Genomic DNA, 20026 nt, shown 5'->3' on the forward strand with positions numbered 1-20026 from the left:
GCTGGTCGGTCGGCGAGCGGTGACAGCCCGCGTCGCCATGGGGTGCGCAGGCCGTTCCGCCGCCGTAGGGCTGTCGTGGCGGCCCGTGCCCGGGGGAGGTGCCCGTGCCGGTGGCCGTTGTCGGTGGCCGGTGGCGCCCCGCTGCGCGTGCAACGGGGGCTGCGGGGGACCGTAGGGGACTGCGCGGAGTCCGGAGACTCCCTAGGAGTCGGCCGCCTGCTGGGTCAGCAGCTTGTGCAGGGGCTCCGTCGCCCGGCGCCGGTACTCCTGCACCGCCCAGCCGTTGCCGTCCGGGTCCTTGAAGTACATGAACGTCGCACCGTCGTCCGGGGCGTACTGCTGCGGCTCGCTCACCTCCAGCCCCCGCGCGGTCAGTTCGGCGTGGGCCGCCTTGATGTCGGCGACGCACAGCTGCAGCCCCTGGTAGGAACCGGCGGCGGGGGTCGGCCCGGGCGTCGACTCCCAGAGCGTGTCGCCCAGGGCGATCGAGCAGCCGGAGCCGGGCGGGGTCAGCTGGACGACGCGCATGCCCGGCATGACCTCCTGGTCGATGTCGACATGGAAGCCGACCTTGTCGCGGTAGAAGTCGCGGGCCCGGTCGATGTCGCTCACCGGCAGCGGGATCACTTCGAGGGTGAAGTCCATGGAACGTGGCTCCTTCGTCGAGTCGTTCGGTCGAGCCGTTCGGTCGGGTGCCAGGTCGAGTCGCCTGGTCGAGTGGCCGGGCCGGTCGCTTCGTCCGGTCGCCCGGTCGCGTCGCCCGCTCTCGCCGCTCGGTCGTGCCGCTCGGTCGTGCCGCCCGGTGGCGTCGGCGCCGGCCGGGAGGCACCTCCCACCGAATCCGAAAACGGGGCGCTCCGCCACCGAAACGCCGCACCGGGGCCGGAGTCCGTGCGAGCCGGCCGCCGTCCCGGGCCGGGGCCTCTTCCTGCGGATAGGCTCGTGGCCGTACGAGACGTCTCCGCGACGTTTCCCGCGCACGAGCCGGGGTCCACGCTCCGGGCGCGAGCCGGGGTGCACGCTCCCGGCGCACGCTGGGATGCACGCTCCGCGCGCGAGCCGGGGCGCAGGTGCCGGACCGCCCGGAGCGGTCCGGGACGTACGGGAGCGGTCCGGGACGCACCGGGGCGGTCCGGGACGTACGGGGCGCGGGGTGCGCCGGGCAGGGTACGAGGGATGAAGGAGGCCGGGGATGACGTCGGCGCCGGGGCGCAGGAGCAGTACCTTCACGCGGCTGCTGCGGCACGGCTTCACGGACCCCTCCGCCGCCGAGCGCCTGCTGGACGGCCCCGAGCTCACCGCCCTGCGCGACGACCCCGTGCTGCTCGACGCCCTCGGCGCCACCGCCGACCCCGATCTGGCGCTGCTCGGCCTGGTCCGTCTGCTGGAGGCGCAGCCGGACCCCACCGCCCGCCGGGAACTCCTGGACACGGTCATCGCGGCCAAGCCGCTGCGGGACCGGCTGCTCGGCGTGCTCGGGGCCTCCGCGGCCCTCGCCGACCACCTCGCCCGGCACCCCAGCGACTGGCAGGCCCTGGTCACCTACGAGCCGCGGGACCTGCACCCGGGCGTCGAGGAGTTCGAGAGCGGCCTGGCCGACGTCACCGACGCCGTGACGCTCCGGGTCGCCTACCGGCGCTGCCTGCTCTCCATCGCCGCCCGCGACGTCTGCGACACCATCGACGTCGCCGAGACCGCCGCCGAGCTGGCCGACCTCGCCACCGCCACCCTGCGCGCCGCCCTCCGGCTCGCCCGGGAGGCCGCGCCCGAGGACGCCGCGCTGTGCCGGCTCGCGGTGATCGCGCTGGGCAAGTGCGGCGGACACGAGCTGAACTACGTCTCGGACGTCGACGTCGTCTTCGTCGGCGAGGCCGCCGAGGGGGCCGACGAGGACAAGGCGCTGCGGGCCGCCACCCGGCTCGCCTCGCACATGATGCGGCTCTGCTCGGAGACGACGGTCGAGGGCACCATCTGGCCCGTCGACGCCAACCTGCGGCCCGAGGGGCGCAACGGCCCGCTGGTGCGCACCCTGGCCTCGCACCTCGCCTACTACCAGCGCTGGGCCAAGACCTGGGAGTTCCAGGCGCTGCTCAAGGCCCGCCCGGTGGCCGGTGACGCGGACCTGGGCGCGGCGTACGTGGCCGCGCTCCACCCCCTGGTGTGGCAGGCGGCCGAGCGGGACAACTTCGTCGCGGACGTGCAGAAGATGCGCCGCCGGGTGGTGGAGAACATCCCGGTCGCCGAGGTCGACCGCCAGCTCAAGCTGGGTCCCGGCGGACTGCGGGACGTCGAGTTCGCCGTGCAGCTGCTCCAGCTGGTGCACGGCCGCACCGACGCCTCCCTGCGCAGCGGCACCACCCTGGACGCCCTCAAGGCGCTCGCCGCCGGCGGCTACGTCGGGCGCACGGACGCCGCGCAGCTCGACGAGGCGTACCGCTTCCTGCGTTCCATGGAGCACCGCATCCAGCTGCACCGGCTGCGCCGCACCCACCTGGTCCCGGACGACGAGACCGACCTGCGCCGCCTCGGCCGCTCGCTGGGCCTGCGCACCGACCCCGTCGCCGCCCTGACCCGGGAGTGGAAGCGGCACGCCTCCGCCGTGCGGCGGCTGCACGAGAAGCTGTTCTACCGGCCGCTGCTCGACGCCGTCGCCCAGCTCGCGCCCGGCGAGGCCCGGCTCAGCGCGGAGGCGGCCCGGGAACGCCTGGTCGCCCTCGGCTACGCCGACCCCGCCGCCGCCCTGCGCCACCTGGAGGCCCTGGCCAGCGGCGTCACCCGCAAGGCGGCCATCCAGCGCACCCTGCTGCCCGTCCTGCTGGGCTGGTTCGCCGACTCCGCCGACCCGGACGCGGGACTGCTCAACTTCCGCAAGGTCTCCGACGCCCTCGGCAAGACCCCCTGGTACCTCAGGCTGCTGCGCGACGAGGGCGCGGCGGCCGAGAACCTGGCGCGGGTGCTGTCCGCCGGGCGGCTCGCCCCCGACCTGCTGATGCGCGCCCCCGAGGCGGTGGCGCTGCTCGGGGACGGCGACGGGGGAGGGCTCCGGCCGCGCTCCCGTGCCCACCTGGAGCAGGAGATCCTCGCCGCCGTCCGGCGCGCCGACAACGCCGCCCAGGGCGTCACCGCGGCCCGTGGCGTGCGCCGCCGGGAGCTGTTCCGCACGGCCGCCGCCGACATCGTCGGCTCCTACGGCACCGAGTCGCAGCCCGCCGAGGCGGATCAGGGCGCGCTGGTCGACCTGGTCGGGGCCGCCGTGTCGGACCTGACCGCGGCCACCCTCGCCGGGACCCTGCGCGCCGTCGTCCGGGAGGGCTGGGGGGACGACCTCCCCACCCGGTTCGCGATCATCGGCATGGGCCGCTTCGGCGGTCACGAGCTGGGCTACGGGTCCGACGCCGACGTCCTGTTCGTGCACGAGCCCCGCGAGGGCGTGGACGAGCACGAGGCGGCCAGGGCGGCCGCCAAGGTCGTCGCGGAGATGCGCCGCCTGCTCCAGATCCCCAGCTCCGACCCGCCCCTGCTGGTCGACGCGGACCTCCGCCCGGAGGGCAGGAACGGCCCGCTCGTGCGCACCCTCAGCTCGTACGAGGCGTACTACCGGCGGTGGTCGCTGGTCTGGGAGCGGCACGCCCTGCTGCGCGCCGAGCCCGTCGCCGGGGACGCGGACCTCGGCCGCCGCTTCATCGAGCTGATCGACCCGCTGCGCTACCCGACCGCCGGGCTCGGCGAGGACGCGGTCCGCGAGATCCGGCGGCTGAAGGCCCGCATGGAGTCCGAGCGGCTGCCGCGCGGCGCCGACCCGAAGCTGCACGCCAAACTGGGCCCGGGCGGGCTGTCGGACGTGGAGTGGACCGTGCAGCTGCTGCAACTGCGGCACGCGGCCCGCGAGCCGGGTCTGCGGACGACGCGCACCCGGCCGGCCCTGACGGCGGCCCGGGAGGCGGGACTGATCTCCGCCGAGGACGCCGCCACCCTGGACGAGGCGTGGGTCCTGGCCACCCGGGTGCGCAACGCGGTCATGCTGGTCCGGGGGCGAGCCGGGGACACCTTCCCCACCGTCCCCCGGGAACTGGCCGCCGTCGGCCGTTACCTGGGCCACGGCCCCGGCCACGCGGGCGACATGCTCGACGAGTACCGCCGCACGGCCCGGCGGGCGCGGACCGTCATGGAGGAACTCTTCTACGGCGGGGACTGAACCGCGGAGGAGGGTCGACCCTCCCGGACCGTCCCTCCGCCGAGCCGCTGCGGACGGGGTCCCGCTCGACGGGTCCCCGCTCCGGACGGGTCCCGGCCGGTCGGGCTCCCGGCTACGGAGTGCCAGGGCTCCCGGCTACGGAGTGCCGCGTCCCGTCCCGGAGAATGCGTCGGCTCCCGAAGCCGCCCCGGGGCTGTCCCCCTCGCCCCCGGTGTCCGCGCCCTTCCCGTCGGCAGCCGCGCCCTCTTCCGGTGCCGCCGGCGAGGCCGCCGCTTTCGTGCTACCAGCGTCACGGCCCGTGCCCATACCCGCACCCGAGCCCGAGCCCTCGCCCGTGACACCGTCCCCGTCCCCGTCACCCGCCTCCGCGGCCCCGGCTGCCGCTCCGAACGCCGCGGCCGCCCCGCCCGAGGCGTCCGTCGTCCGGGCGACCTGGGCCACGACCCCGGGGGCCGCCGCCGTGGGCGCCACGGCGGCCTCACGGGCACCCTTCCGTCCCCGCCGCTGGTCCGGCACCCTGCGGGGCAGCGCGTACGGGCCGCTGCCGTACCAGAGGCGGGCGACCGCGTAGCCGAAGGCCAGGCAGAGCACGCCGCCCACCGCGTCCAGCCAGAAGTGGTTGGCCGTGGCGACGATGACCACCAGCGTGAGCGCCGGGTACAGCAGCCCCAGCACGCGCACCCACGGGACCGACGCCAGCGCGAAGATCGTCAGGCCGCACCACACCGACCAGCCGATGTGCATCGACGGCATCGCGGCGTACTGGTTGGACATGTTCTTCAGGTCGCCCGAGGCCATCGAGCCCCACGTCTGATGCACCATCACGGTGTCGATGAAGCCGCCGCCGTTCATCAGACGGGGCGGGGCGAGCGGGAACAGGTAGTAACCGACGAGGGCGACGCCCGTGGTCGCGAACAGCACGAGTCTGGTGGCCGCGTACCGCCCGGGGTGGCCACGGTAGAGCCACACCAGCACACCCAGCGTCACCACGAAGTGCAGGGTGGCGTAGTAGTAGTTCATGCCCACGACCAGCCATGTCACGGAGTTCACGGCGTGGTTGACGGACTGCTCGACCGCGATGCCCAGCTGCTGCTGGACCTCCCAGATCAGGTCGGCGTTGCGCAGGGCCTGCGCCTTCTGCTCGGGCACGGCGTTGCGGACGAGGGAGTACGTCCAGTAACTCACCGCGATCAGAAGGATCTCGAACCAGAGGCGGGGACGCCGTGGCCTGCGCATCCGGCGCAGGAGCGCCCGCCCCGTCCGGTCACCGACGGGACGGGGAGCGGCCGATGTCCGGCCGTTCGGCGCAGTCACGGTCGTGTCACCCATAGGCACAGAGTCTGCCAGAAAGGACCTTGCCCACAGATCATCCCCCGGTCCGGAAGCGCCCGCATGTTCTCACGCCTGGGTCGCGGTCCGGGCAGCGCCAACTTCTCCTGAGGGCCTGCCCGGTCGGCGGCGCCGGGTGCGCGACGTCTCGCACACCTCGGAAGTCGATGATCAACCCCAGCCCGGCCCGGAGTCGCAGCCAGGCGTCGCCACCGGGTCATCAGGACGAGCGTCCCAGCAGCACGCGCGTCACGGGCGGCCGTGCGTCCCAGCCGCACGGGCGTCACAGCTGGGAGAGCCCCTTCTGCAGGTCCTCCGCGTTCATCACCGGGATCATCTCGACCTCCGCGCCGAGCTGGGCGAAGAAGGGCTCGCCGGTGGTCGCGATCTGCGAGCTGTCCTGCAGGTCGAGCACGAGCAGACAGGTCCGCCGGCCGCTGAGCGGCCCGAAATAGGCGGCCTCGGGGTGCAGCCGCCCCAAGGTCTCCTGCATCAGCCCGGGCATCTTCCCGCTGCGGATGAGTTCGTTCGACTTCTCCGTGTCCAGCGTCGCCTTGAGCATCACGCGCATCGCACTCACCTTCTCCGGTCGACGCACGCCGCGGTACCACCCCAGGCTATGCCCGGGTACCGGCGCCCGCGCGGGCACCGGCGCACGTGAGGCGGGCCGGTCAGGGCCTCTCGTGCGGCCGGTTCCGTTCCCCGGGGGCGCCGGGGGCCGAGGCGGTCGAGCCGCGTACCACCAGTTCCGGCATGAACACGAACTCGCTGTGCGGGGCCGGGGTTCCGCCGACCTCCTCCAGCAGGGTGCGCACCGCGGCCTGGCCCATGGCCGGGACCGGCTTGCGCACGGTGGTCAGCGGCGGGTCGGTGAAGGCGATCAAAGTGGAGTCGTCGAAACCGACCACCGAGATGTCCTTCGGCACGTCCAGGCCGCGCTGCCGGGCGGCGCGTATCGCGCCGAGCGCCATCATGTCGCTCGCGCACACCACGGCCGTGCAGTCGCGGTCCATCAGCGAGGCCGCCGCGGCCTGCCCGCCCTCCAGCGTGTACAGCGAGTGCTGGATCAGTTCCGTCTCCACGGTCTCGGCGGCGAGGCCGAGTTGCTCCTGCATGATGCGCACGAAGCCCTCGATCTTGCGCTGCACCGGCACGAACCGCTTCGGTCCGAGGGCCAGGCCGATGCGGGTGTGGCCGAGGGAGGCGAGGTGGGTGACGGCGAGGGCCATGGCCGCGCGGTCGTCGGGGGAGATGAACGGTGCCTGCACCTTCGGCGAGAAGCCGTCCACCAGCACGAACGGCACCCCCTGGGCCCGCAGCCGGTCGTAGCGCTGGGTGTCGGCGGTGGTGTCCGCGTGCAGTCCGGAGACGTAGATGATGCCCGCGACCCCGCGGTCCACGAGCATCTCGGTGAGCTCGTCCTCCGTCGATCCGCCGGGGGTCTGGGTGGCGAGCACCGGGGTGTAGCCCTGCCGGGTCAGGGCCTGGCCGATGACCTGGGCCAGGGCCGGGAAGATGGGGTTCTCCAGCTCCGGGGTGATCAGCCCGACCAGGCCCTCGCTGCGCTGCCGCAGCCGGACCGGCCGTTCGTAGCCGAGGACGTCGAGGGCGGCGAGGACGGACTGGCGCGTGGTGGCGGCGACGCCCGGCTTGCCGTTGAGGACGCGGCTGACGGTGGCCTCGCTCACCCCCGCCTGGGCAGCGATGTCGGCAAGGCGTGTGGTCACAGCACCGGACTGTATCGGCCGCACCTCTCCCTGCACACCGGCGGGACGCCTGGCCCGTGCCGTGGAACGGCGCGTAGCGGGCTGCTGGGTCATCGCGGTCCTCACCTCGTGGTCGGCGTCCTCGCAACGGATGATTCCCGCGGCGGCAACGGATGGCAAGTGCTTGCAGAGTCTTGCACAAGCGTCCGAACCCGTGTCGTACCGGTGCTGACCGGGTTGCGCGGCGGTCTAGGAGAGGTCACGGCGGAGTAACCTTCGGCGCTTCTTGCAAAATTTTTCAGCAAGGGCTTTTGCAGCGCTTGCATCGCTGTTAGTTTCCAGTCGCCCGGCGGAACCGCGATTCCCGGCCAGATCCGAGGACGCGGAGCCGCGGCGGCGAGCCGGCAAGCCGGCGGGACGGCAGACGGGGCCGCTCCCTGTGTACGGCTTTCACCCTCAAGGAGAACTCATGCGGCGTGGCATAGCGGCCACCGCGCTGGTGGCGTCCCTCGCCCTCGCGGCGACGGCCTGCGGCGGAGACAGCGACAGCGGCGACAAGGCCGACGGCCCGGTCACCATCACCTGGTGGGACACCTCCAACGCGACCAACGAGGCGCCGACGTACAAGGCCCTGGTCAAGGAGTTCGAGGCCGCCAACAAGGACATCAAGGTCAACTTCGTCAACGTCCCCTTCGACCAGGCGCAGAACAAGTTCGACACCGCCGCCGGTTCCAAGGGTGCCCCCGACGTGCTGCGCTCCGAGGTCGGCTGGACCCCGGCCTTCGCCAAGAAGGGCTTCTTCCTGCCGCTGGACGGCACCGAGGCCCTCGCCGACCAGGACAAGTTCAAGTCCAACCTGATCGAGCAGGCCACGTACGAGGGCAAGACCTACGGCGTCCCGTTCACCACGGACACCCTGGCCTTCGTCTACAACAAGGAACTGTTCGAGAAGGCCGGCGTCGAGGTCCCCAAGACCTGGGACGACCTGAAGAAGGCCGCCGCCACCATCAAGGACAAGACCGGCGTCGACGGTTACTGGGGCTCCACCCAGGCGTACTACGCCCAGTCCTTCCTCTACGGCGAGGGCACCGACACGGTCGACGCCGACGCCAAGAAGATCACCGTCAAGTCGCCCGAGGCCGTCAAGGCGTACGACACCTGGCTGAGCCTGTTCAAGGGCAAGGGCCTGCACAAGGCCGACGTGACCGCCGACGCCTACGCCCACATGCAGGACGCGTTCGTCAACGGCAAGGTCGCCTCGATCATCCAGGGCCCGTGGGAGATCACCAACTTCTACAAGGGCTCCGCGTTCAAGGACAAGAACAACCTCGGCATCGCCACCGTCCCGGCCGGTTCGACCGGCAAGGCGGGCGCCCCGACCGGCGGCCACAACCTGTCCGTCTACGCCGGGTCCACCGAGGCCAAGCAGAAGGCCGCGCTGAAGTTCGTCAACTTCATGACCTCGGCCAAGGCGCAGGAGACCATCGCGCTGAAGAACGCCACGCTGCCCACGCGTGACGACGCCTACACCGACCAGGTCAAGGCCGACCCGGGCATCGCCGGCTACCAGACGGTCCTGGAGGCCGCCCAGCCGCGCCCGGCGCTGCCCGAGTACAGCTCCCTGTGGGGCCCGCTGGACGACGAGCTGCCGCAGATCGCCGGTGGCAAGAAGTCGCTGGACAAGGGGCTGAGCGACGCGGAGACCGCGATCGCGAAGCTGCTGCCGGACTTCAGCAAGTAACGCCCGGACGGCCGCCGGACCCCGCTTCCAGGAGGGGAGGGTCCGGCGGCCTCCGGCCTGTGTGCCTACCCCTTGACCATCCAGAAGGTGCCGAACCATGACAGTCGCCATCGACCGCGCGACCGGCAAGCGCCGCGGTGACCGCGCGCCCCGCCCCGGACCGGTCCGCAGGCTGAAGCACGCCTACCAGAAGCACTGGTACGCCTACGCCATGATCCTGCCGGTGGTCGTCGTGCTCGGCGTCATCGTGCTGTATCCGCTGGCGTACGGCTTCTACCTCACGCTCACCGACGCGGACAGCCTCAACTCGGCCCGCACCATCGGCGTCAACGAGATCGAGGCCACCTACAAGTTCATCGGCCTGGACAACTACGCCGAGATCCTGTGGGGCGAGACCGCCTACGAGCGCTTCTGGTCCAAGTTCCTCTGGACGATCTTCTGGACCGCGGCCTGCGTGACCCTGCACTACGGCATCGGCCTGGGCCTCGCCCTGCTGCTGAACCAGAAGCTGCGCGGCCGCACCCTCTACCGGCTGATCCTCATCCTGCCGTGGGCGGTGCCGACCTTCGTCACCGTCTTCGGCTGGCGCTTCATGCTCGCGGACGCCGGCATCATCAACTCCGGCCTCGAGTTCCTCGGCCTGCCCACCCCGGCGTGGCTGGAGGACACCTTCTGGCAGCGGTTCGCCGCCATCATGGTCAACACCTGGTGCGGTGTGCCGTTCATGATGGTCTCCCTGCTCGGCGGCCTGCAGTCGATCGACGCCCACCTCTACGAGGCGGCCGAGATGGACGGCGCCAACGCCTGGCAGCGCTTCCGCCACGTCACCCTGCCCGGCCTGCGCTCGGTCAGCTCCACCGTGGTGCTGCTCGGCGTCATCTGGACCTTCAACCAGTTCGCGATCATCTTCCTGCTGTTCGGCAACACCGCCCCGGACGCGCAGATCCTCGTGACCTGGGCCTACCAGCTCGGCTTCGGACAGCAGCCGCGCGAGTTCGCCGAGTCCGCCGCCTACGGCATGCTGCTGCTGGCCGTCCTCGTCGTCTTCACCTCCTTCTACCGCCGCTGGCTGAACCGCAATGACCAGCAGCTCGCGATCTGAGGCAGGAGCCCCCATGAGCACCACTACCGTCACCACCGCCACGGAGGCGGACCGGCCCGCCGGCCGTCCGACCCCCTCGGGGAAGGCGCGCCGGCGGGGGGAGACAGGCCCGCTCGGCAGGCTCACCTCGCACGGCATCCTGATCGTGGCGAGCCTCGTCGCGCTGTTCCCGGTCGCCTGGCTGGTGTTCCTGTCCCTCGGCCCGGACAAGGACGACTACCTGCGCCCCGGCGGCATCTGGGGCAAGATGACGCTCGACAACTACGTCTTCGTGCTCCAGGAGTCGAACTTCTTCCACTGGCTCAAGAGCTCGCTGATCGTCTCCCTGGGCACCACCGTCATCGGGGTGATGGTCGCCGCCACCACGGGGTACGCGGTGTCCCGGATGCGGTTCCCGGGATACAAGAAGTTCATGTGGGTACTCCTGGTGACCCAGATGTTCCCGGTGGCCGTCCTGATGGTCCCGATGTACCAGATCCTGTCGGAGTTCCAGCTCATCGACAGCTACCTCGGACTCATCCTCGTCTACTGCTCGACGGCGGTGCCCTACTGCGCCTGGCTGATGAAGGGCTACTTCGACACCATCCCGTTCGAGATCGACGAGGCGGGACGGGTCGACGGGCTGAACCCCTTCGGCACGTTCGTGCGGCTGATCCTGCCGCTCGCCAAGCCGGGGCTGGCCGTCGCCGCCTTCTACAGCTTCATCACGGCGTTCGGCGAGGTCGCGTTCGCCACGACGTTCATGCTGGACGACCAGAAGTACACACTCGCCGTCGGTCTGCAGAGCTTCATCAGCGAGCACGACGCCCAGCGCAACCTCATGGCCGCCACCGCGGTCCTGATCGCGATACCCGTCTCCGCGTTCTTCTACCTCGTGCAGAAGAACCTGGTGACCGGCCTCACGGCCGGCGGAACGAAGGGCTGACCTCCTTCGCGGACGACTCCCGCGCGCCTGACGCGCGGGGTGGCGGCCGCGGTGTCGATTCCGACCCCGCAGGCACCGCGGCCGCCTCGTCACACCCCGCCTTCCCCACAAGCCTCTGAGTACAAGGACGACATGAGCCAGCAGCACTCCACCCCGGACCCCTCGACCGACTCGGCCGTCGCCACCGTCGACGGGCGCCGCGACTGGTGGCGGGAAGCGGTGATCTACCAGGTCTACCCCCGCAGCTTCGCCGACAGCAACGGCGACGGCATGGGAGACCTGGAAGGCATCCGCTCCCGCCTGCCGTACCTGCGCGACCTCGGCGTGGACGCGGTGTGGCTGAGCCCGTTCTACGCCTCCCCGCAGGCCGACGCGGGCTACGACGTCGCCGACTACCGGGCCGTCGACCCGATGTTCGGCAACCTGCTCGACGCCGACGCCCTGATCCGCGACGCCCACGCCCTGGGCCTCAGGATCATCGTCGACCTCGTGCCCAACCACTCCTCCGACCAGCACGAGTGGTTCAGGCGCGCGATCGCCGAAGGGCCCGGATCGCCGCTGCGGGAGCGCTACTACTTCCGGCCCGGCAAGGGCGAGAACGGCGAACTGCCGCCCAACGACTGGGAGTCGATCTTCGGCGGCCCGGCCTGGACCCGGGTCACCGAGCCCGACGGCACGCCCGGCGAGTGGTACCTGCACCTGTTCGCCCCGGAGCAGCCCGACTTCAACTGGGAGCACCCGGCGGTCGGCGACGAGTTCCGCTCCATCCTGCGGTTCTGGCTCGACATGGGCGTGGACGGCTTCCGCATCGACGTCGCCCACGGCATGGTGAAGGCGGAGGGCCTGCCCGACCTGGGATCCCACGAGCAGCTGAAGCTGCTGGGCAACGATGTCATGCCGTTCTTCGACCAGGACGGCGTCCACGACATCTACCGCGAGTGGCGGCTGGTGCTGGACGAGTACGCGGGGGAGAGGATCTTCGTCGCCGAGGCGTGGACGCCGACGGTGGAGCGCACCGCGAACTACGTGCGCCCCGACGAGCTGCACCAGGCGTTCAACTTCCAGTACCTCTCCACCCCCTGGGACGCCGAGGAGCTGCGCGCCGTCATCGACCGCACGCTGGACTCGATGCGCCCGGTCGGCGCTCCCGCCACCTGGGTGCTGTCGAACCACGACGTCACCCGGCACGCCACCCGCTTCGGCAACCCGCCCGGCCTGGGCACCCAGCTCCGGGAGCCCGGCGACCGCGAGCTGGGCCTGCGCCGGGCCCGCGCGGCGACCCTGCTGATGCTGGCGCTGCCGGGGTCGGCGTACATCTACCAGGGCGAGGAGCTGGGCCTGCCGGACGTCGTGGACCTGCCGGACGAGGTGCGCCAGGACCCGGCGTACTTCCGCGGCGCGGGCCAGGACGGCTTCCGCGACGGCTGCCGGGTGCCGATCCCGTGGACCCGTGAGGGGTCGTCCTTCGGCTTCGGGGACGGCGGCAGCTGGCTCCCGCAGCCGGACAGCTGGGGCGAGCTGAGCGTCGAGGCGCAGACCGGCGTGCCGGGCTCCACCCTGGAGCTGTACCGGGCGGCGCTGGCCGTCCGCCGGGAGCAGCCCGACCTGGGGGCGGGGGAGTCCGTGGAGTGGCTGCGGGCCCCCGCGGGGGTGCTGGCCTTCCGGCGCGGTGACTTCGTGTGCGTGGCGAACACCACCGGCGCGTCGGTGACCGTGCCGTCCTACGGGCGGGTGCTGCTCAGCAACGCCGAGGTCGCGGAGACGGCGTCCGAGGCGAAGGTGCCGGCGGACACGACCGTGTGGTGGACCCGGGCCTGAGGCCCCGCTCGGCGAAGAGGTCCGTCCGGCAACTTTTTTGCTTCAACTTCGTACGGCCCGCTGCCCTTTCGGGTGGCGGGCCCTTAACATCTGCGGTGCCGCAAGGTTGCTGAAGGTTTCTGCAAGCGCCTTCATCGGCCCTGCGGCTCCCCACATGCCTTCGACGAAGAAGGAACCCCACATGGCACGCAGAACCCTCTCCGGGGTGGCCGCCCTCGCCGCCGCCTCCCTTGTCATGACCCCGACGTCCGCGTCGGCCTCCCCTCCCGGCTCGAAGGACGTCACGGCCGTCCTCTTCGAGTGGAACTTCGCCTCCGTCGCCCGCGAGTGCACCACCACCCTCGGCCCGGCCGGCTACGGATACGTCCAGGTCTCCCCGCCCGCCGAGCACATACAGGGCTCGCAGTGGTGGACGTCCTACCAGCCGGTCAGCTACAAGATCGCCGGGCGGCTCGGCGACCGCACCGCCTTCCGGAACATGGTGAACACCTGCCACGCGGCCGGAGTGAAGGTCGTCGTGGACACCGTCATCAACCACATGTCCGCGGGCAACGGCACCGGCACGGGCGGCTCGCCGTACACCAAGTACGACTACCCCGGCCTGTACTCCTCGTACGACTTCGACACCTGCAGAGCGGAGATCACGGACTACCGCGACCGCCACAACGTCCAGAACTGCGAACTGGTCGGCCTCGCCGACCTCGACACCGGCGAGGAGTACGTCCGCAGGACCATCGCCGGGTACATGAACGACCTGCTCTCCCTCGGGGTCGACGGCTTCCGCATCGACGCCGCCAAGCACATGCCGGCCGCCGACCTGGCGAACATCAAGTCCCGGCTCACCGACCCCGGCGTGTACTGGAAGCAGGAGGTCATCTTCGGCGCGGGCGAGGCCGTCCAGCCCACCGAGTACACCGGCAACGGCGACGTCCAGGAATTCCGGTACGCCTACGACCTCAAGCGGGTCTTCAACAACGAGAACCTCGCCTACCTGAAGAACTACGGCGAGGGCTGGGGCTACCTCAAGAGCTCCTCCGCGGGCGTCTTCGTCGACAACCACGACACCGAGCGCAACGGCAGCACCCTCTCCTACAAGGACAACGCCACCTACACCCTGGCCAACGTCTTCATGCTGGCCTGGCCCTACGGCGCCCCGGACATCAACTCCGGCTACGAGTTCTCCGACCACGACGCCGGACCGCCGGGCGGCGGCCAGGTGAACGCCTGCTGGCAGAACGGCTGGAAGTGCCAGCACAACTGGCCGGAGATCAAGGCCATGGTGGGCTTCCGCAACGCCACCCGCGGCCAGGCGGTCACCGACTGGTGGGACAACGGCGGCGACGCCATCGCCTTCGGCCGGGGCAGCAAGGGCTTCGTGGCCGTCAACCACGAGTCCGGCCCCCTGACCCGCACCTACCAGACGTCAATGCCCGCGGGCACGTACTGCGACGTGCAGAACAACATCCCGGTGACGGTGAACGGTTCGGGACAGCTCACCGCCACCCTGGGCGCCCACACGGCGCTCGCGGTCCACGCGGGCAAGCCGAACTGCTGAACCCGCGCCGGGCGCACCGCCGTTCACGGACGGTGGGGCGCCCGGCGTCCGGCATGCAATTCCTTACCGGTCCTTTCAGAGCCCTTGCTGTAAACCTTTCAACGGCGGTACGGTCACGGCCGGTGCCCCGGCGATGTGGCCGAAACAGGCCGTCGCCGCGGCGTGGGGTCGGACCCAACGAGCCGTACGCACAAGGAGTTCACGCCTTGATACCCAGATGGCCCGCGCCCCCGGGGCGCCGCACCGCACGGGGCCGGCGCATCGCCGCCGTCACCGTCGCCGCCCTCGCCGCGGCGCTCGTGCAGCCGCTCGCCGCCCGCGCGGACACCCCGCCTCCGCCGCCCTCGGACACGGCCCTCGCCACGTCCCCGGCCCGGCACGACCTGACCCGCGAGCAGTTCTACTTCGTCCTGCCGGACCGTTTCGCCAACGGCGACCGGACGAACGACCGCGGCGGACTGACCGGCTCCCGCCTCACCCACGGACACGACCCCACCGACAAGGGGTTCTACCAGGGCGGCGACCTCAAGGGCCTGACGCAGAAGCTGGACTACATCAAGGGCCTGGGCACCACCGCCATCTGGCTGGCGCCGATCTTCAAGAACCAGCCCGTCCAGGGCACCGGCAAGGACGCCTCGGCCGGCTACCACGGGTACTGGATCACCGACTTCACCCAGGTCGACCCGCACTTCGGCACCAACAAGGACCTCGAGAGACTCATCGACAAGGCCCACGCCAAGGGCATGAAGGTCTTCTTCGACGTCATCACCAACCACACCGCCGACGTCATCGACTACGAGGAGAAGTCCTACGACTACCTCTCCAAGGGCGCCTTCCCGTACCTGACGAAGGACGGCCGGCCCTTCGACGACTCCGACCACGCCGACGGCACCCGCCACTTCCCGCGCGTCGACGGCGGCTCCTTCCCCCGCACCCCCGTCGTCCCCGCCGCGAAGAAGCGGCTGAAGGTCCCGTCCTGGCTCAACGACCCGGCGATGTACCACAACCGGGGCGACTCCACCTTCGCCGGCGAGTCCAGCGAGTACGGCGACTTCTCCGGCCTCGACGACCTGTGGACCGAGCGTCCCGAGGTCGTCAGCGGCATGGAGAAGATCTACCAGCGCTGGGTGAAGGACTTCGACATCGACGGCTTCCGGATCGACACCGTGAAGCACGTCAACATGGAGTTCTGGACCCAGTGGGCCACCGCCCTGGACGCCTACGCGGCCAAGAAGGGCCGCAAGGACTTCTTCATGTTCGGCGAGGTCTACTCCGCCGACCCGGACGTCACCGCCCCCTACGTCACCGAGGGCCGCCTCGACGCCACCCTGGACTTCCCCTTCCAGGAAGCCGCACGCCAGTACGCCTCCCAGGGCGGCAGCGCGAAGAAGCTCGCCGCCGTCTTCGGCGCCGACCACAAGTACACGACCGACAAGGCCAACGCCTATGAGCAGGTCACCTTCCTCGGCAACCACGACATGGGCCGCATCGGGACCTTCCTGAAGCAGGACAACCCGAAGGCGTCCGACGCGGAACTGCTGAAGAAGGGCCGGCTCGCCAACGAGCTGATGTTCCTCAACCGCGGCAACCCGGTCGTCTACTACGGCGACGAGCAGGGCTTCACCGGCGCCGGCGGCGACAAGGACGCCCGCCAGACCCTCTTCGCGTCCCGCACCGCCGACTACCTCGACGACGACCTGATCGGCACCGACCGCACCCACGCCGAGGACACCTACGACACCCGCTCGCCGTTCTACCGGCAGATCAGCGCCCTCGCCGCGCTCCGCAGGGCGCACCCCGCCCTCACCGACGGCATCCAGCAGGAGCGCCACGCCGCCGACGGCCCCGGCGTCTACGCCGTCTCCCGCACCGCCACCGGCAAGGACACCACCGAGTACGTCGTCGCCTTCAACAACGCCGACGAGGCGAAGAAGGCCACCTTCGCGACCAACTCCGCCCGGACGACGTTCAAGGGCCTCTACGGCACCGACGCCACCGTGCGCAGCGACGCCGACAAGAAGATCACCGTCACCGTCCCCGCGGGCTCCGCGATCGTCCTCAAGGCGTCCGGCCCCCTCGGCAAGCCGGCCGCGAAGCCGACCCTCACCCTGAAGGCCCCCGAGGCCGGCGCCACCGGCACCGTCGAACTCACCGCCGACGTCGACGGCGGACAGCTCAACCGGGTCGTCTTCGCCGCCCAGACCGGCAACGGCAGGTGGCGCGTCCTCGGCTCCTCCGACCACGCCCCCCACAAGGTCACCCACACCATCGGCGAGGACGTCCCCGCCGGCACCGCCCTGCGCTACAAGGCCGTGGTGACCGACTCGGCCGGCCGCACCGCGAGCGCCCTCGCCACCTCCACCACCGGCACCCCGCCGGTGGAGACGCCGCCCTCCGCCGCCTCCCGCGACTACGCGATCGTCCACTACAAGCGGGCCGACGGCGACTACGACGACTGGGGCCTGTACGCCTGGGGCGACCTCGCCGAGGGCGAGGCCACCGAATGGCCCGACAGCCACCCCTTCACCGGCCGCGACGCCTACGGCGCCTTCGCGTACGTCAAGCTGAAGCCGGGCGCCTCCGACCTCGGGTTCCTGGTCGTCGACAAGGACGGCACCAAGGACGTCGACACCGACCGCACCATCGACCTCACCCGCACCGGCGAGGTCTGGATCGAGCAGGGCAAGGAGACCGTCACCACCGAACGGCCCGACCACCCGGCCCAGGACACCACCAAGGCCGTCCTGCACTACCACCGCGCCGACGGCGACTACGACGGCTGGGGCCTGCACACCTGGACCGGTGCCGCGCACCCCACCGACTGGTCGAAGCCCCTGGAACCGGTGAAGACTGATGCCTATGGCGCGGTCTTCGAGGTGCCGCTCGCCGAGGGTGCCACCAGCCTCAGCTACATCATCCACAAGGGCGACGAGAAGGACCTCCCGTCCGACCAGTCGCTCGACCTCAGGGCCCACGGGCACGAGGTGTGGCTGTTGAGCGGCCAGGAGAGGTATCTGCTGCCGCAGCCCGCCGGGTCCGCGGCAGCCCTCGACCTGTCCACCTCCAAGGCGGTCTGGATCGACCGGAACACCCTGGTCTGGGACGGCTCCGACGCCGCCGCCTCCACCCAGCTCCTCGCCTCGCCCACCGGCCGCGTCACCGTGGCCGACGGCACCCTGGACACCGGCGACGCCCGCTGGCTGCGCCTGGCCCGGACCACCCTCACCGACGCCCAGAAGGCCCGCTTCCCCCACCTGAAGGACGGCACCGCCTGGTCCGTCGACCCGCGCGACCGGGACCGGGTGCGCGAGGCCCTGCGCGGCCAGGTCGTCGCCGCCCAGCACGCGGCCAACGGCGCCGTGCTCGCCGCCACCGGCGTGCAGCTCGCAGGCGTCCTGGACGACCTCTACGCCGCCCGCGCCACGAAGGCGGCCCTCGGCCCGGTGTTCCGCCACGGCCGGCCGACCCTCTCCGTGTGGGCGCCCACCGCGCGGAACGTCGCTCTGGAGATCGCCGGACGCACCGTCCGCATGCACCGCGACGACGCCACCGGCGTCTGGTCGGCCACCGGCCCCGCCTCCTGGAAGGGCAAGCCGTACCGCTACGCGGTCACGGTGTGGGCGCCCAGCACCCGGGAGATCGTCACCAACAAGGTCACCGACCCCTACTCCGTCGCCCTGACCACCGACTCCGAGCGCAGCCTCGTCGTCGACCTCGGCGACCGGAGCCTCGCGCCCAGGGGCTGGTCCTCCCTGGACAAGCCGAAGGCCGTACCGCTCAAGGACGCCCAGATCCAGGAACTGCACATCCGCGACTTCTCCGTCGAGGACCGCACGGCGAAGCACCCGGGCACCTACCTCGCGTTCACCGACAAGGACAGCGACGGCTCCAGGCACTTGCGGAAGCTGGCGAAGGCCGGCACCTCCCACGTGCACCTGCTGCCCGCCTTCGACATCGCCACCATCCCCGAGCGGAAGTCCGACCAGCGGACCGTCGACTGCGACCTCGGCTCCTTCCCGGCCGACTCGCCCCGCCAGCAGGAGTGCGTGGCGGAGGTGGCAGCCAAGGACGCCTACAACTGGGGCTACGACCCGTACCACTACACGGTCCCCGAGGGCTCCTACGCCACCGATCCGGAGGGCACCGCCCGCACCGTCGAGTTCCGGCGCATGGTCCAGGCGCTCAACGAGGAGGGCCTCGGCGTCGTCCTCGACGTGGTCTACAACCACACCGCCGCCCACGGCCAGGCGAAGACCTCCGTCCTGGACCGCATCGTCCCCGGCTACTACCAGCGGCTGCTCCCCGACGGCTCCGTCGCCGACAGCACCTGCTGCTCCAACACGGCGCCCGAGAACGCCATGATGGGCAAGCTGGTCGTCGACTCCGTCGTCACCTGGGCCAAGGAGTACAAGGTCGACGGCTTCCGCTTCGACCTCATGGGCCACCACCCCAAGGCCAACATGCTCGCCGTCCGCAAGGCCCTCGACGCCCTCACCCTGAAGAAGGACGGCGTCGACGGCAAGAAGATCATCCTGTACGGCGAGGGCTGGAACTTCGGCGAGATCGCCGACGACGCCCGCTTCGAGCAGGCCACGCAGGCCAACATGGCCGGCACCGGCATCGCCACCTTCTCCGACCGGGCCCGTGACGCCGTGCGCGGCGGCGGCCCCTTCGACGAGGACCCCGGCGTGCAGGGCTTCGCCTCCGGCCTCTACACCGACCCCAACACCTCGACGGCCAACGGCACCGAGGCCGAGCAGAAGGCCCGCCTGCTGCACTACCAGGACCTGATCAAGGTCGGGCTCTCCGGCAACCTCGCCGACTACACCTTCACCGACACCAGCGGCAAGCAGGTCAAGGGCTCCCAGGTCGACTACAACGGCTCACCCGCCGGCTACGCGGCCGTCCCCGGCGACGCCCTCGCCTACGCGGACGCCCACGACAACGAGTCCCTGTTCGACGCGCTCGCCTTCAAGCTGCCGAAGGACACCCCGGCCGGCGACCGGGCCCGCATGCAGGTCCTCGCCATGGCGACGGCCACCCTCTCCCAGGGCCCGGCCCTCTCCCAGGCGGGCACCGACCTGCTGCGCTCCAAGTCCCTGGACCGCAACTCCTACGACAGCGGCGACTGGTTCAACGCCGTCCACTGGAACTGCGCGGCGGGCAACGGCTTCGGCCGCGGGCTGCCGCCGGCCGCCGACAACGAGGACAAGTGGCCCTACGCCAAGCCCCTGCTGGGCACGGCGAAGGTCGGCTGCCCGCAGATCGAGGGCGCCTCGGCCGCCTACCGGGACCTGCTCAGGATCCGCACGACGGAGAAGGTCTTCTCCCTCGGTACCGCGGAGCGCGTCCAGTCCCGGCTCTCCTTCCCGCTGTCGGGCAAGGACGAGACCCCCGGGGTGATCACCATGCGCCTCGGTGACCTGGTCGTGGTCTTCAACGCCACGCCCGAGGCGCAGGACCAGCGCGTCACCGCCCTCGCCGGGACCGGCCACCGGCTGCACCCCGTGCAGGCGAAGGGCGGGGACCCGGTGGTCAGGGCGGCGTCCTACGAGCGGAGCACCAGAACGTTCACCGTCCCGGCCCGCACGGTCGCCGTGTTCACCGCGGCGGGCTGACCCCGCGGGGCGGCACGGACACGACGTAGGGTGAGCC

The 20026-nt window shown here is 71.3% G+C and carries 10 protein-coding genes and 1 pseudogene; 7 read left to right on the forward strand and 4 right to left on the reverse strand.

Annotated features, from left to right (window positions below; all coding sequences use genetic code 11):
* Positions 1-201: 201 nt before the first annotated feature.
* Positions 202-645, reverse strand: a complete 444-nt coding sequence (locus tag AC02VZ_RS02255) for a VOC family protein (RefSeq protein WP_476474371.1) — start codon at positions 643-645, stop codon at positions 202-204.
* Positions 646-1192: 547 nt separating this feature from the next.
* On the opposite strand from AC02VZ_RS02255, the gene AC02VZ_RS02260 reads away from it, so the two are divergent.
* Entirely contained in the window at positions 1193-4195 is a 3003-nt protein-coding gene (locus AC02VZ_RS02260) for a bifunctional [glutamine synthetase] adenylyltransferase/[glutamine synthetase]-adenylyl-L-tyrosine phosphorylase (protein ID WP_476474372.1), read from the forward strand.
* A 489-nt stretch (positions 4196-4684) separates the two neighbouring features.
* On the opposite strand, the pseudogene AC02VZ_RS02265 reads toward AC02VZ_RS02260, so the two are convergent.
* The 3 genes and pseudogenes from AC02VZ_RS02265 to AC02VZ_RS02275 all read right to left on the reverse strand — a co-directional run.
* Positions 4685-5524, reverse strand: a pseudogene (locus AC02VZ_RS02265) (phosphatase PAP2 family protein); the annotation flags it as partial.
* Between the two features lie 283 nt (positions 5525-5807).
* Positions 5808-6095, reverse strand: coding sequence for a hypothetical protein (locus tag AC02VZ_RS02270; protein WP_432055807.1), 288 nt, complete (start codon positions 6093-6095; stop codon positions 5808-5810).
* Between the two features lie 100 nt (positions 6096-6195).
* Positions 6196-7251 (reverse strand): LacI family DNA-binding transcriptional regulator, encoded by a 1056-nt coding sequence (locus tag AC02VZ_RS02275; RefSeq protein ID WP_432055806.1) that lies wholly within the window; start codon positions 7249-7251, stop codon positions 6196-6198.
* A 448-nt stretch (positions 7252-7699) separates the two neighbouring features.
* Between AC02VZ_RS02275 and AC02VZ_RS02280 the strand changes: the two genes are divergently transcribed.
* From AC02VZ_RS02280 to pulA, 6 genes are all read left to right on the forward strand, one after another.
* Positions 7700-8971 carry an extracellular solute-binding protein gene (locus AC02VZ_RS02280; RefSeq protein WP_476474373.1) on the forward strand — a complete coding sequence of 424 codons (1272 nt, stop codon included), beginning with the start codon at positions 7700-7702 and terminating at the stop codon, positions 8969-8971.
* Between the two features lie 97 nt (positions 8972-9068).
* The gene (locus tag AC02VZ_RS02285) at positions 9069-10073 is read left to right on the forward strand and encodes a carbohydrate ABC transporter permease (protein ID WP_432055804.1); all 1005 of its coding nucleotides are present in this window, start codon (positions 9069-9071) and stop codon (positions 10071-10073) included.
* A 13-nt stretch (positions 10074-10086) separates the two neighbouring features.
* Positions 10087-10998 (forward strand): sugar ABC transporter permease, encoded by a 912-nt coding sequence (locus AC02VZ_RS02290; RefSeq protein ID WP_476474374.1) that lies wholly within the window; start codon positions 10087-10089, stop codon positions 10996-10998.
* 132 nt (positions 10999-11130) lie between these two features.
* A complete protein-coding gene (locus AC02VZ_RS02295) occupies positions 11131-12816 on the forward strand; it encodes a glycoside hydrolase family 13 protein (RefSeq protein ID WP_432055802.1) in 1686 nt (561 codons plus the stop codon).
* Positions 12817-12997: 181 nt separating this feature from the next.
* Positions 12998-14371, forward strand: coding sequence for an alpha-amylase (locus AC02VZ_RS02300; RefSeq protein ID WP_476474375.1), 1374 nt, complete (start codon positions 12998-13000; stop codon positions 14369-14371).
* Between the two features lie 206 nt (positions 14372-14577).
* On the forward strand, positions 14578-19989 hold the full coding sequence (gene pulA, locus AC02VZ_RS02305; protein WP_476474376.1) for a pullulanase-type alpha-1,6-glucosidase: 5412 nt from the start codon (positions 14578-14580) through the stop codon (positions 19987-19989).
* Positions 19990-20026 lie beyond the last annotated feature (37 nt).

This window comes from Streptomyces sp. 3-6 (assembly GCF_056323165.1).